The 14,574-nt window shown below is 73.2% G+C and carries 8 protein-coding genes; 3 read left to right on the forward strand and 5 right to left on the reverse strand.

What is annotated here, in order from left to right:
• Window positions 1-82: 82 nt before the first annotated feature.
• Window positions 83-1,057, reverse strand: coding sequence for a LacI family DNA-binding transcriptional regulator (locus AB0L65_RS23475; RefSeq protein ID WP_364248735.1), 975 nt, complete (start codon window positions 1,055-1,057; stop codon window positions 83-85).
• A 142-nt stretch (window positions 1,058-1,199) separates the two neighbouring features.
• On the opposite strand from AB0L65_RS23475, the gene AB0L65_RS23480 reads away from it, so the two are divergent.
• A complete protein-coding gene (locus AB0L65_RS23480; protein ID WP_364248737.1) occupies window positions 1,200-3,095 on the forward strand; it encodes a glycoside hydrolase family 35 protein in 1,896 nt (631 codons plus the stop codon).
• Between the two features lie 12 nt (window positions 3,096-3,107).
• On the opposite strand, the gene AB0L65_RS23485 is transcribed toward AB0L65_RS23480, so the two are convergent.
• Window positions 3,108-5,069 carry a beta-N-acetylglucosaminidase domain-containing protein gene (locus tag AB0L65_RS23485; protein WP_364248739.1) on the reverse strand — a complete coding sequence of 654 codons (1,962 nt, stop codon included), beginning with the start codon at window positions 5,067-5,069 and terminating at the stop codon, window positions 3,108-3,110.
• Window positions 5,070-5,253: 184 nt separating this feature from the next.
• On the opposite strand from AB0L65_RS23485, the gene AB0L65_RS23490 reads away from it, so the two are divergent.
• Complete coding sequence (locus AB0L65_RS23490) at window positions 5,254-7,056, forward strand: cytochrome c oxidase assembly protein (protein ID WP_364248741.1); 1,803 nt, start codon at window positions 5,254-5,256, stop codon at window positions 7,054-7,056.
• A 37-nt stretch (window positions 7,057-7,093) separates the two neighbouring features.
• Here AB0L65_RS23490 and AB0L65_RS23495 read toward each other — a convergent pair whose 3' ends face one another.
• The 3 genes from AB0L65_RS23495 to AB0L65_RS23505 all read right to left on the reverse strand — a co-directional run bounded on the left by AB0L65_RS23495 (window position 7,094) and on the right by AB0L65_RS23505 (window position 12,681).
• A complete protein-coding gene (locus tag AB0L65_RS23495) occupies window positions 7,094-7,390 on the reverse strand; it encodes a DUF3817 domain-containing protein (protein WP_363984751.1) in 297 nt (98 codons plus the stop codon).
• 183 nt (window positions 7,391-7,573) lie between these two features.
• Window positions 7,574-8,845, reverse strand: coding sequence for a M1 family metallopeptidase (locus AB0L65_RS23500; protein WP_364248816.1), 1,272 nt, complete (start codon window positions 8,843-8,845; stop codon window positions 7,574-7,576).
• Window positions 8,842-12,681: a Pls/PosA family non-ribosomal peptide synthetase gene (locus tag AB0L65_RS23505; protein ID WP_364248743.1), complete on the reverse strand. Its 3,840-nt coding sequence runs from the start codon at window positions 12,679-12,681 to the stop codon at window positions 8,842-8,844. Before AB0L65_RS23505 ends, AB0L65_RS23500 begins: the two co-directional genes overlap by 4 nt.
• Before the next feature lie 374 nt (window positions 12,682-13,055).
• Here AB0L65_RS23505 and AB0L65_RS23510 point away from each other — a divergent pair, with 374 nt between their 5' ends.
• Window positions 13,056-14,534: an RICIN domain-containing protein gene (locus AB0L65_RS23510; RefSeq protein WP_364248745.1), complete on the forward strand. Its 1,479-nt coding sequence runs from the start codon at window positions 13,056-13,058 to the stop codon at window positions 14,532-14,534.
• The last annotated feature ends 40 nt before the right edge of the window (window positions 14,535-14,574 follow it).

Genomic DNA, 14,574 nt, shown 5'->3' on the forward strand with positions numbered 1-14,574 from the left:
CTCGGCAGGATCCGGACGTTGTTACAGTGGCATCGATAACATGAAGGCGCAAGAGGAACTTTGCGGACAAGCGCGACATGACTCAGTGGTGACGCGGCGGCGCCGTGGAGTCGCGCACCGACAGCGACGCGGTGGCGAGGGCGTCGGCGGTCTCGCCGGCCAGCAGCAGGGCGACGGCCGCCGCGCCGGAGCGGTAGAAGTCCTGCCGCACGGTCGTCAGCGGCGGGTGGCAATAGGCCGCCAGGGCGATGTCGTCGACGCTCACGATGGACACGTCGGCGGGCACCGACCGGCCGTGCTCGCGCAGCGCGCGGATCACCCCGAAGGCCATCTCGTCGCTGGCGGCGAAGACCGCGGTCACGTCCGGGATCATCGCGAGGACCTGCCCCTGCCGGTATCCCGAGTCGGGCGACCAGTCGCCCTCCAGCGGGGGAGGCGCCTGGATCCCGGCCGCGGCCAGGCACTCCTGCCAGCCCTGCCGCCGCTGGCGCGCCTCGATCCACTCGTCGGGGCCCGACACGTGCCACACCTGGCGGTGCCCCAGGTCGAGCAGGTGCTGCGTGGCGACGCGGCCCGCCTCCTTCTGGTCGATCCCGAGCACCCGGGCGCTCGCGGTGCGGGAGCCGTCGAGCGTGACGGTGGGGATGTCGCGGGTGATGTCCTCCATCTTCTGCGTCACCGAGATGAGCGGCACGGCGATCACGATGCCGTCCACTCCCTGGTCGGCGAGCTTGGACAGGGACCGCTCCATCAGGCCGGTGTCGAGCCTGGCGATGGTCGCGATGCTCACCGCGTAGCCCGCCGCGCCCGCGGCCGCCTCGACGCCGGCGGTCACCGCCGAGCGCGAGTAGTAGCCGCCGGACTGCAGCAGCACGAGCCCGACGGTGTGGCTGCGCCCGGAGGAGAGCACTCGCGCGGCGTTGTTGAAGCGGTAGCCGAGCCGCTCCACGGCGGCGATCACGCGCTTCCTGGTCTCCGGGTTGACGTTCGGCGAGTCGCGCAGCGCGCGCGAGACGGTCTGCGCCGACACCCCGGCGGCTCTGGCCACGTCAGCCATGCTCGGCTGCCTCGTGGGCCGCCCAGTGGGTTGCCCGGTGGCCTTCGTCATGGCGCTCCCCTTTTGCGGCCTGCCCGCGACGTCGTCAGCTGATCCTACCGCCCTTGTTACGTATGGCATCGATAACATAGGCTCTCCCACCGTGATCGAGCTGCCCGCGCCGGACCTCTCGCCGGCCCCGACGACGACCACGACCCCGACCACGAGCCCGACTGCTGGGACCGCGCTCACCTGGCGCGGGCGCCGCCTGTACCGGCACGGCGTCCCCCATCGCATCCTGTCCGGGGGGCTGCACTACTTCCGCGTCCACCCCGACCTCTGGCGCGACCGCATCCGCCGGCTCGCCGACCTGGGGCTCAACACGGTGGACACCTACGTGGCGTGGAACTTCCACCAGCCGCGCGAGGACGAGGAGCCGCGCTTCGACGGCTGGCGGGATGTCGAGCGGTTCATCCGCATGGTGGGGGAGGAGGGGCTCGACGTCGTCGTCCGGCCTGGCCCGTACATCTGCGCGGAGTGGTCGAACGGCGGCCTGCCGAGCTGGCTCACCGGCCGCGACGTCGCGATCCGCAGCTCCGACCCCGCGTTCACCTCGGCGGTCGGCCGCTGGTTCGACGAGCTGGTCCCGCGCATCGCCGCGCTCCAGGCCGCCGAGGGCGGGCCGGTCGTGGCGGTGCAGGTGGAGAACGAGTTCGGCAGCTTCGGCGACGACCAGGCGTACCTGCGCTGGAACCGCGCGGCCCTGATCGAGCGCGGCATCGGGGAGCTGCTGTTCACCGCAGACGGGCCCACCGAGCTGATGCTGGACGGCGGCACCCTGCCGGGGACCCTGGCGGCCGCCACGCTGGGCTCCAAGCCCGACGCCGCCCGGCGGCTGCTCGCGGCGCGGCGGCCGGAGGAGCCGTTCGTCGTCGCCGAGTTCTGGAACGGCTGGTTCGACCACTGGGGTGAGCGCCACCACGTCCGCGACCCCGGCGGCGTCGTGGACGCGCTCAAGCAGATCGTCGCCGACGGCGGCAGCGTGAGCATCTACATGGCGCACGGCGGGACCAACTTCGGGCTCTGGGCAGGCGCCAATGAGCACGAGGGCCGCTTGCAGCCCACCGTGACCAGCTACGACTCCGACGCGCCGGTCGCCGAGGACGGCACGCTGACCGCCAAGTTCTTCGCCGTGCGGGAGGTGCTCGGCGCGCGCGGGCCCGTGCGGATGCCCGTGCGGACGCCGACGCTGCCGCCGGCGTCCGTCCCGCTCGTCCACCGCGCGGGCCTGCTTGCCGGCCTGCGTGCCGTGCCGGCGTCCACCTCGAGCGGGCCGCGCCCGGCCTCGTTCGAGCGGCTCGGGCTCGACGCGGGCATGGTCCTGCACAGCGCTCGACCGCGGATCCCGGCGGGCGAGCACCGGCTCGTCCTCACCGACGTACGCGACCGGGCCCTGGTCTTCGCCGACGGCGCCTTCCTCGGCGTCGCCGGCCCCGACCAGCGGGAGCTGCCGGTCCGCGGCACCGGCGCCGCCGTCCACCTGGAGGTCCTGGTCGAGAGCCTCGGCCGGGTGAACTACGGGCCCGGCATCGGCCGGCACAAGGGCCTGATCGGCCCGGTCCTCGTGGACCGGCGGATCGTGCAGGGCTGGGACAGCACGCCGATCGCCCTGCAGGAGTGGTCCACCGCCGAGCTGACCCGCGCCCTCGACGGCGGTGCGGTCGAGCAGGGCGGTCCCGGGCCCGGGCAGGCCGAGCACGCCGGTCGCGGGTCCGGGACGGCTGGGTTCGCCGTCGCGACGGTGGACGTCGAGACGCCCGCGGACACCTTCCTCGCTCTGCCGGGATCCCGGCGCGGCCTCGTCTGGGTCAACGGGTTCCTGCTCGGCCGCTACTGGGACATCGGGCCGCAGGTCACGCTGTACTGCCCGGCGCCGCTGCTCCGCGCGGGCCGCAACACCGTGACGGTCCTCGAGCTCGAACGGCTCGGCACGACCCTGGAGCTGCGCGACCGCCCCGAGCTGGGCCCGCCGGAGGAGTACGTCGAGGAGTTCGGCTGACCCGCCGGCCCCTCACCGCTGGAGCCGGGCGTCGGCCGCGGCCAGGAAGACGTCGAGCACCCCGTCGCCGACCTGCGGCTGGGCCGCGCCCCAGCGGTTGCGCGGCGGGCTGACCCGGACGGCGCGGGCCTGCCGCTGCAGGTCACGCGATTCGGCGAGCAACGCGGCGGCCTTGGTCTCGTCCCCGGCCTCCCGGGCCTGCAGCGCGTCGAGCAGGTCCACCATCGCCCGGCCCCACAGCTCGGTGGCGTCCAGCCAGGACGCGGCGTCGTCGGTGAAGCCCTTCTGCACCGCTCCGCCGCGGATGGTGGCCGGCGCCGTGGCGATGGCCTTCGCGTACGGCCGCAGCGCGGTGATCGCCTGGGTGCGCCGCCCGGCGTCCCACGCCTGCCAGAACGCGGCCACCCGCGCGGCGAGCTCGGGCGCCTGGGTCTGCCAGGGGGTGCCGCCGAAGGTCGGGGCCATGTGCTCCAGGTCGCCGAAGACCAGCAGGGCCGCGGTGGCCGCCTGGTCGCCGCCGGCGAGATAGGCCATCGCGCGCGGCCAGCTCCTCCTCGCGTCGTACACCTTGTCGTTCCAGGTGAAGTCCGCGGCGCCGAAGACCGCGACCTTGCTCGCGTACGGCTGGTTCATCGGGTTGGCCACGATGCCGGACAGGTGCGCCGCCAGGCCGCCCTCGCGCTTGTCGTAGGGCGCCAGCAGCAGCCGGCCGCTGGTGTTGCCGTAGTCGTTGACCGGGTAGTTGTCCCAGACGAAGACCTTGCGGCCGAACAGCTGCGCCGCCTTCTCGGCCTGCGCGTTGGTGATCTCCGGCGGGACGGTGTCGGTGCCGGTCCACATCACCTCGACCGCGGGATCGAGGGAGGCCCGCATGGTCTGCTTGTACGTGGTGTCGGTCAGGTCGCCGTACTCGGTGGGCACCATCTGCAGCGGCTGTGCGCCGTCGTGGGTGGCGATGAAGTCGCGCTGCAGATCGTTGAGCAGGTCGACCTGGGCCTTGGCCGCGGCGGTGCGTCCGGCCGCGCCGTACGCCGTCTCGTCCGCCGCGCAGTTCCAGCGGGTGTAGCTGATGTCGTCCAGCGGGATGGAGAACGCCCTGGCGCCCAGGTCGTAGAGCGCCTGCAGCTTCCGCTTGAGGATGTCGCGGTCCGCGCGGTCGGAATAGCAGATCGACACGCCGGGGGAGAGCGCGAAGGTGAAGCGGACGTGGTTGGCGCCGGCCCGGGCCACCAGCTCGCCCAGCTCGGCCAGCTTGTCCGCCGGGTAGGGGTCGCGCCATTTGTCGCGGTGGTAGGGATCGTCCTTGGGGGCGTAGATGTAGGTGTTGGCCTTGACGTCGCCGTAGAAGTCCATCTGGTCGAGGCGTTCGGCGTGGGTCCACGGCGCGCCGTAGAAGCCTTCGATGGTGCCGCGCAGCGGCATGGACGGGAAGTCGCTGACCTGGACCCCCGCCACCTGCCAGCCACCGCCGGACGGGACGAACAGCTGCCGCAGCGTCTGCACGGCGTAGAACTGGCCCGCGGCGTCCTTGCCGCCGAGCGCGATCTGGCGCGGCGTGCCGCCCGAGACCCGCAACGCGTATCCCTCGGCCTGGCCGGGGACGACCGTGCCGCCGAGCGCCTGCGCGATGTCCGGGCGGGCCGCCGGGCCGAGGCGGACCTTGAGCAGGCCGGACGTGCCTGCGGGGATCTTGTCGGGGGCGACCGTGTCCACCCGGCCGGCGCCGTGCGCCTTGAGCTCCCGTACGAGGCGGTCGCGGGCGGCGGGGTCGGTCTGGCCGTCGGCGACCACGAGCACCCGGCCGGTGACGACGGCGGCGGCGCCGGCGCCGGTCAGCGACTGTGGGGTGGGCGACACCGAGGGTAAGGGCGGGACGGGAGCGGCCTGGGCCGCGGGGACGGGCAGGAGCGCCCCCGCACACAGGGTCGCGGCCAGCGCGAGGCACGCCGCAGGGGTGATCTTGCGTCTGCTCAAGGAAGTCTCCACTGGTCTATACCCATGAGGGGTCGGGGGGCGCGCCTTTCTCTGCGCGGTCTAGACCGGCAACCTGATCATCACCCTAATATCGGCATCTTTACTGTCAAGAGTTGCAATGCAGCACATGTCCGGCAAACCCTGCCAATGAACCGGCCTCCGCCCCTCCGCGTATCCGATGAATATGAGGGCAGCGACGCGGATCTACGCCGGTTCGGTGGTGGCGGCGGGGGTCGTGGTGCTGGTCGCGGCCCTGCGGTTCGGGGGTGCTGAGGCGGAGCCGGTGATCGCCGGCCTGCCCACCGCCGGCCCGGTCACCGAGTGGGCCCTGCCGCTGGTCAAGCTCGGCTACGACCTGTGCGCGGTGGCCACCCTGGGAACGTTGCTGGCCGCCGTCGTCCTCGCGCCGGCCGGCTCGCCCGAGAAGGCGGCCTGCCTGCGGGCGGCCCGGTGGTGGGCGCTGGGATGGGCGGTCGCCGCCGCCCTGAGCTACCCGCTGACCATGTCGTACGTGCTGCCGCTGCCCGTCACGGACCTGATCGCCGATCCCGGCCTGCTGCGCTACGGCCTGACCATCCCGCAGGCGCGGGCCCTGCTGCCGGTGCTCGGCGCCATCACCATGGTCGTCCTGGCCACCCGGCTGCCGCGCCTGCCCGGGTGGATCGCGCTCGCGGTCGCCGCGTTCGGGCTGCTGCCCCCCGCCTACGTCGGGCACGCCGCCTCGGCCGCTGACCACGACGTCGCGGTCTCCGCGCTGACGGCTCACCTGATCGCGGTGTCGTTGTGGGTCGGCGGGCTGGGCGCCGTCCTCATCCACTTCCGCCGCGCCGGCGACCTGCGGGCCGTGCTGTCCCGGTTCAGCACGATCGCCTTGTGCTGTTTCGCGGCGGTGGCCGTCTCCGGGGTCGTGGGGGCGTGGGTGCGGCTGAGCGTCGTGTCCGACCTCTGGCGGACCGAGTACGGGCAGTTCCTGCTGGCCAAGACCGCCGCGCTCGCGCTGCTCGGCCTGTTCGGCTGGACCCACCGGAGCCGTACGGTCGCGCACGTCGCCGACCGGAGCGCGCGCCACGTCTTCGTCCGGCTGGCGGCGGGCGAGATGATCGTGATGATGGCGGCCATGGGCCTGGCCGTCGGCCTGTCCCGCACCCCGCCGCCGCCCCCGTCGCCGGGCGCCGGGGACGCGCATGAGCGCCTGCTGGAGTACGACCTGCCGCCCTTCACGCCCGGCGCGCTGCTCACCGAGTTCCGCCCGGACACGCTGATCCTGCTCTGCCTGGCCCTGCCCGCCGTCGGATACCTGGTCGGCGTGCGCCGCGTGGGGGACTGGCCGCTCGGCCGCACACTCGCCTGGTACGCCGGCCTGGCGCTCCTGGCGCTCGTCCTGCTCTCCGGCATCGGTGGTTACGCGCGGGCGATGCTGTCGGTCCAGGCCCTGCAGCACGTCGTGCTGGCCGTCGTGGCTCCGCTCCTGCTCTGCCTCGGGGCCCCGCTCACCCTCGCCTCCCGGGCCACGACGGAGTCCTCCCAGTACGGCGATCTCGGCGCCCGGCTCCGGAAGCGCAGATTGACCTTCCTCGCCCTGCTGCCGGCGGCGTACATGGTGGCGTTCCCGCTGCTGTACCGCACCGGCTGGCTGGTCTGGTCGCTGGCCGGTCACGCCGCCCACCTGCTCACCATGGCCCTGTTCCTGGGCGGCGGGCTGCTGGTCTTCCGGGTGCTGGCCGGCGTGGACCCGATGCCGCGCCCCGTCTCCCGGCCGCTGCGTGCCGGGCTGCTGGGCGGCGTGCTGCTGGTGCAGCTCGCCGTGGGGGCGTTCCTGCTGCTCGGCCCGCCGGTCGCGGCCGACTGGTTCTACCTGGTGGGCCCCGACGACGGGCCGGACCTTCTCACCGACCAGCAGCTGGCCGGGGCCGTCCACCTGCTCGTCCCGCTGCTCCCGCTCGCCCTCCTGGCCGTGCGGCAGGCGCGGCAGGTGCCAGGCCCGTGACGCACGCGCTCGGCGCCCTGGCAGCCCGCCGTCGGGGTCAGGCGAGCTGCCCGGCCGCCGTACGCGCCGCCATCCGCCGCTCGAACCACACCGAGGTGAACGGCGGCACCGCGCACGCCAGCCCCAGCACCACGGTGCCCCGGCTCCAGCCCGCCTCCCGCGCCGAGAGCATCACCCCGGCCGCGTACAGCACGAACAGCGCGCCGTGGATCGGCCCGAACACCTTCACGCCGAGCTCGCCGGTCTCGGTCACATGCTTGAAGAACATCCCGACCAGCAGCCCCGCCCACGAGCACGCCTCGGCCACCGCCACGAGTCGAAACCAGCGCAGCACAATCCACCCTTTCGTCCGATTGTCGCGCTAACTCTACAGGCTGTAGAGCACAGTGCTGGTCCTCGACGACCACCGGCTGGTCGGATCGCCAAGGACCAAATGGGCATCAAGGGGGTTCCGGCGAAGGTGATCGACGCGGGTCTCGCCATGGACGCCAGGATGAACCGGTATTAGGGCGCGTCGTCAGGGGAGCGGCGGCAGGGGCTTGTCGTGGAGCCAGGCCGACAGCAGCGGCCCCACCGGCTGGGCGGCGTGCCGCTGGACGTGCGCGGCGAAGTCCTGGGTGGTGACGTTCGCGTGCCGGCGTCCCGCCGTCCAGTCGCGCAGCATGGGGAAGAAAACCTCGTCGCCCAGCGTCCGGCGCAGCGCGTGCACGGTCAGCGCCCCCCGCTTGTACACGCGGTCGTCGAACAGCGTGCCCACCCCGGGGTCGGTCAGGATGAAGTCCTGCGGGAGGGCGGTGAGGCGCTGGTGCCAGCGCCGGGCGTGGGCGGCGGCGGGCTGCCCGCCCGAGGCCTCCGACCAGAGCCATTCGGCGTAGGTGGCGAACCCCTCCTGCAGCCAGATGTCGCTCCAGCGGGACAGCGTGAGGCTGTTGCCGAACCACTGGTGGGCCAGCTCGTGCGCCACCAGCCGCTCGAACCCGCGCCGCCCGTCCACGTGGTTCCTGCCGAAGATCGACATGCCCTGCGCCTCGACCGGGATGTCCAGCTCGTCGTCGACCACGACGACGACGTAGCCGCCGAACGGATAGGGCCCGAAACGGTCGGTGAACACCGCCATCATCTCGCCCTGCCGCCCGAAGTCGTGCCGGACGCGGGTGGCCAGGCGCGTGGGGTGGGCCACCCGGGCGCCCGCGACCTCCGCGAGCCGGTAGCGCCCGATCTGCACGCTGGCCAGGTAGCTCGCCATCGGCTCGGGCTGATCGTAGACCCAGGTCGTGTTCCCGCCCGCGCGACGCTGGCCGGTGAGCGCCCCGTTCGCGATGACCACGTACGGCGACGCGGTCGTCACGGAGATCCGGTACGTCGCCTTGTCCCCGGGCCGGTCGTTGCACGGGAACCAGGACGGCGCGCCGATGGGCTGCCCGGCGACCAGCGCGCCGTCGGACAGCTCCTCCCAGCCCAGCCCGCCCCACGGGCTCGGCACCGGCGCCGGCCTGCCCCCGTAGCGGACCTCGACACCGGCGACGGCGCCCGCGGCCAGCGACCAGGGCAGCGTCACCCGCAGCTTGCCCTGGCCGTGCGTATGGCGGGCGGGAACGCCGTCCACGGTGACGCCTTCGACCCGGAAGCGGCCGAGGTCCAGGTCGAGCACGCTGAGGGGCTCGGCGGCCGTCACCGTGAGCAGGGCCGTGCCGTCGAGCCGGTTGTTCGCCAACCGGTACTTCAGCGCCAGGTCATAGTGCGACACCATGTAGCGGTGGTCGCCGTGCCCGGGGAAGTACGGTGTCATCGCCACGCCGAGATGGGGTTGCCGAACCAGCGCGTACGGCCGGGCACCGACTCCCCCCGCATGACGAGCGAGGCCGGCCCGATCGTGGCGTCGGCGCCCACCCGCGCGGCGGGCAGCACCACGCCGTGCGGACCCAGCGTCGCGCCCGCGTCGAGGGTCACGGTGTCCATGTTCATGACCCGGTCGTGGAACAGGTGGGTCTGCAGGACGCAGCCCCGGTTGACGCAGGCTCCATCACCCAATGTCACCAGATCTGCCTCTGGAAGCCAATATGTGTCACATGTGACACCATGCCCGATGTGCGCCCCGAGTGAACGCAGCCACACGTTCAGCGGCGCGGTCCCCAGCCACGGCTGCGCGAACCAGGGCGCCGCCAGCACCTCCACGAAGTTGTCCGCCAGCTCGTTGCGCCACACGAACGAGCTCCACAGCGGCCGGCTGCCCGCCCGGATCCGGCCGATCAGCGCCCATTTGGCGGCCGTCGCGACCAGAGCGGCGGCCACACCCGCGGCCAGCAGCACCACGCCGCCCAGCGCGAGCGTCACCGCGAAGCCGTAGCTCGCCGCGAGCCACTCGAAGGCGGCGGCGACCAGGACGGCGAGCGCGACCGCGCACATCGCCGGCACCACGCGGAACGCCTCGACCAGCGCCCTGGCCGCCTTGTACCGGGCGGGCGGGTCGTAGGTGCGGCTGCGGTCGGCGTCCTCGGCGGTGCGGCGCAGCTCCATGGGCGGCATGCCCACGTACGACGAGCCGGACCTGGCCTTCTTCGGCGTCGCCGACAGCACGCCGACCAGGCCGTCCTTGGGCACCTTGCGGCCGGGCGCGGTCATCCCCGAGTTGCCGAGGAAGGCCCGCTTGCCGATCCGCGCGGAGGCGATGCGCATCCACCCGCCGTCCAGCTCGTACGGGGCCACCATCGTGTCGTCGGCCAGGAACGCGCCGTCGCCGACGGAGGTCATGGTGGGCAGCGCCAGAACCGTGGACAGCTCGACGCCGCGGCCCACCTTCATGCCGAGCGCCCGCAGCCACACGGGCGTCAGGACGCTGGCGTACAGGGGGAACAGCCAGACCCGCGCCGAGGCCATCAGCCGTCCGGTCGCCCACGCCTGCCACGCCTGGCGGCTGTGCACCGGGTGACGGCCCGCGTGCAGGCCCAGCCCGAGCAGCCGCACGCTGACCAGCGTGACCAGGGCGAAGGCCGCCATGCCCGCGAGGGTCGCGACCGGCACGCCCGGCAGGGCGGCGGCCAGGGCCGCGCCGATCGTGAGCGCGTCCCCGGCGAACGCGGCCAGGACCGCGAGCCCGGCCGCGGCCGCGACGGCGGGGAGCAGGCTGAGCACCATCGCGCTCACCCCGTACACGGCGGCCCAGAACCGGGAGCGGGCGGGCCGCTCCGCCGGGCGCGACCGGCGGGACTTGCCCTGCCGGAACGCCGGCGCGCCGGCCCAGTGCTGCCCTGCCGGCACGGTGCCGGCGACCGCCGATCCGGGAGCGATCTGGGCGTTCTTCCCGATCCTGGTGCCGGGCAGCAGCGTCGAGCGGGACCCGACGGTCGCGCCCGCGCCGATCCTGATCTCTCCGACGCGCAGCAGGTCGCCGTCGTACCAGTAGCCGCTGAGATCGACCTCCTGCTCGACCGAGGCGCCTCTGCCGAGCTTGAGCAGCCCCGTGACGGGCGGCGGCGAGTGCAGGTCGGCGTCGGCGCCCACCTGGGCGCCGAGCAGCCGGGCGTACCACGCCATGTACGGGGCCCCGGCCAGGTCGGGCACGCCGAGCCGCTCCGCGAACCGCTCGGCGAACCACACCCGCAGGTGCACGCCGCCGCCGCGCGGATAGGCGCCGGGCCGCACGCCGCGCAGCACGAGCCGGGCCACGGCCGCGGACAGGCCCATCCGTCCCGCGGGGGTGACGAACAGCAGCGCGCCCAGCGCCACCCACCACCACGACAACAAGGGGGCCCAGGAGGGTGCGAGCAGGTTGCCGAGCGCGGCGAGCAGCACGATCCAGCGCGCCGCGCCGGCGCTCAGCAGCACGACCATGAGCGCGGACTGGGCCAGCGCGGCCCGCCGGGGCATCGGGGTCACCGGCGGCCGATCCGGCTCGGCCTCGCCCCTGCCGGCCAGCAGCCGGGCCAGCCCGCCGAGCGTCGGCTGGGCGTACACGTCGCCCACGGCCACGTCGGGATGGTCGGCGCGCAGGACCGACACCAGCCGGGCCGCGGCCAGGCTGGTGCCGCCGTCGGTGAAGAAGTCGGCGTCGGGGCCGCTCGGCGGCACGCCGAGGACGGCGGTCCAGTGTCCGGCCAGCCGCGCCTCGGCCGGGCTCAGCGCGACCTCCGCGGCGGCCGGCTCGGTCAGCGGCCACGGCAGCGCGGCCCGGTCGATCTTCCCCGAGGTCCTGGTGGGCAGCGAGTCGACCGGCGCCAGGCGCGGCACCAGGGCCGCGGGCAGCGTGTCCGCGAGCCGTTCGCGCGCCTGGGCGAGGTCGAAGCCGGGCTCGGTGACGAGGTAGCCGACGAGCACCTGGTGGCCGCCGCCGGCGGTGCGGACGGCGGCGGCCGCGCCCGCGACCCCGGGCAGCGCCTGCAGCGCCGCGTCCACCTCGCCCAGCTCGATCCGGCGGCCGCCCAGCTTCACCTGGTCGTCGGCCCGGCCGGCGAAGATGAGCCCGTCGGGTTCGGCGCGTACGAGGTCGCCGCTGCGGTAGGCGCGCTGCCAGCCCAGCGAGGGCAGCGGCGCGTACTTCTCGGCGTCCTTGGCCGGGTCCAGGTAGCGGGCCAGGCCGACGCCGCCGATCACCAGCTCGCCGGTCTCGCCCATGGCGACCGGCTCGCCCGTGCCGTCCACGACCGCGAGGTCCCACCCGTCGAGGGGCAGGCCGATGCGGACCGGGCCCTCGCCGGTCAGCCGCGCCGCCGTGGCCACCACGGTGGCCTCGGTGGGCCCGTACGTGTTCCACACCTCGCGCCCCGGCACGGCCAGCCGCTCGGCCAGCTCGGGCGGGCAGGCCTCGCCGCCGAAGATGAGCAGCCGGATGCCGTCGAGGTGCTCGGCCGGCCAGAGCGCGGCCAGCGTGGGCACGGTCGAGACGGCCGTGATCCGGTGGGCGGCCAGCCACGGGCCCAGGTCCATCCCGGTGCGCACCAGGGCTCTGGGCGCGGGCACGAGGCAGGCGCCGTGCCGCCAGGCCAGCCACATCTCCTCGCAGGAGGCGTCGAAGGCCACCGAGAGCCCGGCCAGCACCCGATCACCGGGGCCCAGCGGCCGCTCCTGCAGGAACAGCCCCGCTTCCGCGTCCACGAACGCGGCGGCGGACCGGTGCGTCACCGCGACGCCCTTCGGCTTGCCGGTCGAGCCGGAGGTGAAGATGATCCACGCGTCGTCGCCGGGCTCCGGCGGCGCGGGGGCCCGGACCGGGGTGCCGGTCACCGTGAGCTCTCCGGAGACGATCGCGTCCACGCCGGCCTCGGCGAAGACGGTCTCCGCGCGCTCGGCCGGGTCGTCGGCGTCGACGGGCACGTAGGCGGCGCCGGCGGCGAGCACGGCGAGGATGGACACGTACAGCTCGGCGGTCCCCGACGCGAGGCGCACGCCGACGCGGGAGCCGCGGCCGACCCCGGCCTCGGCGAGCTCGGCGACCAGCCGGTCCACCTCGGCGCGCAGCGACAGGTAGTCGAGGACCACGGTGCCGTCGTCGATCGCCGGCGCGTGCGGGTGGCGGCGCGCGGTCTCGTCGAGGACGTCGATGAGGGTACGGGGTGATGGGGCCAGTACGCCCGCGGGGTAGACCGCGGTCGAGGCCCTCAGGCGTAAATCGGCCGGATTGCTGCGCAAGCGGTGCTCCCTGGGTGGACGACGGGTGACATGCCAGAGTACGCGCACCGAGTTACGGACCGGGCCGCCGGGTGACCGAGGAAAGTTTCAGATGGGCGCGCCGCCGAATCATCGAAATTTTTCGGATGACGGCTTGTCGCCCTTCGCCCCGGGGTCATGCAATGACCAGCGAAGAACGCCGCAAGGGTGGGCTGACCGGCCGTCAGGGGCGCTGAAAACCGGGCTCGACCAGCTACCTCCTGTTTGTTTCATGGATTGACGTAATCAGAAAAGCGGTCGTAACCTCAGCGCACTGACGCGGAGGGCGGCGATTTAGTGAAGCGCGCTGATTCGTCCGATGCGGAGATTCCTCTCGACCTTCGAGGATGCGATCAATGAATCTGCTCACAACCATCAAAGGCCGCACCCGATCGATCGGCGTCCCCATGGCCGCCGTCCTGGTCACCGCCACCGCGCTGGTGACGTCCGCGGGACCGGCGCAGGCGGCGGCCCCGGCCGACGGCGCCGTGTACACGCTGGCGTCGGGGTCGAGCGGCAAGTGCGTCGATGTGACGGGCGCCTCGGCCGACAACGGCGCCCTGCTCGTCCAGACCGCCTGCGTCCCCACCGCCGCCGATCAGCAGTTCAGGGCGGTGGCGCGGGGGAGCGCGTTCAATCTGGTCAACAGCGGCAGCACCCGGTGTGTCGACGTGCCGGGCGGGTCCACGGTCTCCGGTACGCAGTTGCAGCAGTGGGGTTGCGGCGACGGCAGCAAGAGCAACCAGCAGTGGACCTTCACGCCTTCCTCCGCCGCGTCCGGCAAGTACCTGGTGAAGAGCGTCGCGACCGGGCTGTGCGTGAGCAACAAGGACGGCTCCACGGCGGGCAACAACCCGATCGTCCAGGAGGCCTGCTCCGACGTCGCCCGCATGCAGTGGTCCGTCAACTCCACCTCGTCGGGCGACCGGGTCTGGTCCAACAACGCCGACGGGTTCGCCGCCACCAGCGGCAGCGGCCTGACGACCACCACCGGAGGCGCGGCCGGCGCCACGGTGACCGTCACCACCTACGCCGACCTGGTCAAGTACGCCACCGCCGCCGCCCCGTACGTCATCAAGGTCAACGGCGCCATCACCGTCACGCCGTACGGCACCGAGATCAAGGTCGCCTCCAACAAGACCATCGTCGGCGTCGGCACCAGGGGCCACATCGTCAACGGCGGCTTCTTCCTCGGCACCGGCGTCAGCAACGTGATCATCCGGAACCTGACCATCCGCGACACCCGGATGGCCGACGACGACCCCGACGACAAGCTGTACGACTATGACGGCATCCAGATGGACACCGCCCACCACATCTGGATCGACCACAACACGATCACCCGGATGAACGACGGGCTGATCGACAGCCGCAAGGACACCAGCTACCTCACCGTGTCCTGGAACGTCCTGTCGGAGAACAACAAGGCGTTCGGCATCGGCTGGACCGACAACGTCACGGCGCGGATGACGATCCACCACAACTGGATCCACGACAACAACCAGCGCAACCCCAGCACCGACAACGTCGCCTACGCCCACCTGTACAACAACTACCTGCAGAACATCACCGGCTACGGCAACTACTCGCGCGGCGCCACCAAGATGGTGCTCGAGAACAGCTACTACGACAACGTCAAGGACCCCTACTACAGGGACGACGCCGCCGAGCTCCGCCAGAGCGGCAGCATCGTGGTCAACTCGACGGGCCAGCGGGAGACCGGCGGCTCCGCCTTCACGCCGTCCTCCTTCTACTCCTACACGCTGGACCCCGCGGCGCAGGTCCCGGCGCTCCTTCGCACCTACGCGGGCCCGCAGGCCAACATCGGCCTGTGATCGACACCCCGGGCCGGCGCCAGAGCCGGCCCGGGGCACC

It is taken from the genome of Nonomuraea sp. NPDC052116, from assembly GCF_040680035.1.
In the GTDB taxonomy this organism is placed as follows: domain Bacteria; phylum Actinomycetota; class Actinomycetes; order Streptosporangiales; family Streptosporangiaceae; genus Nonomuraea; species Nonomuraea angiospora_A.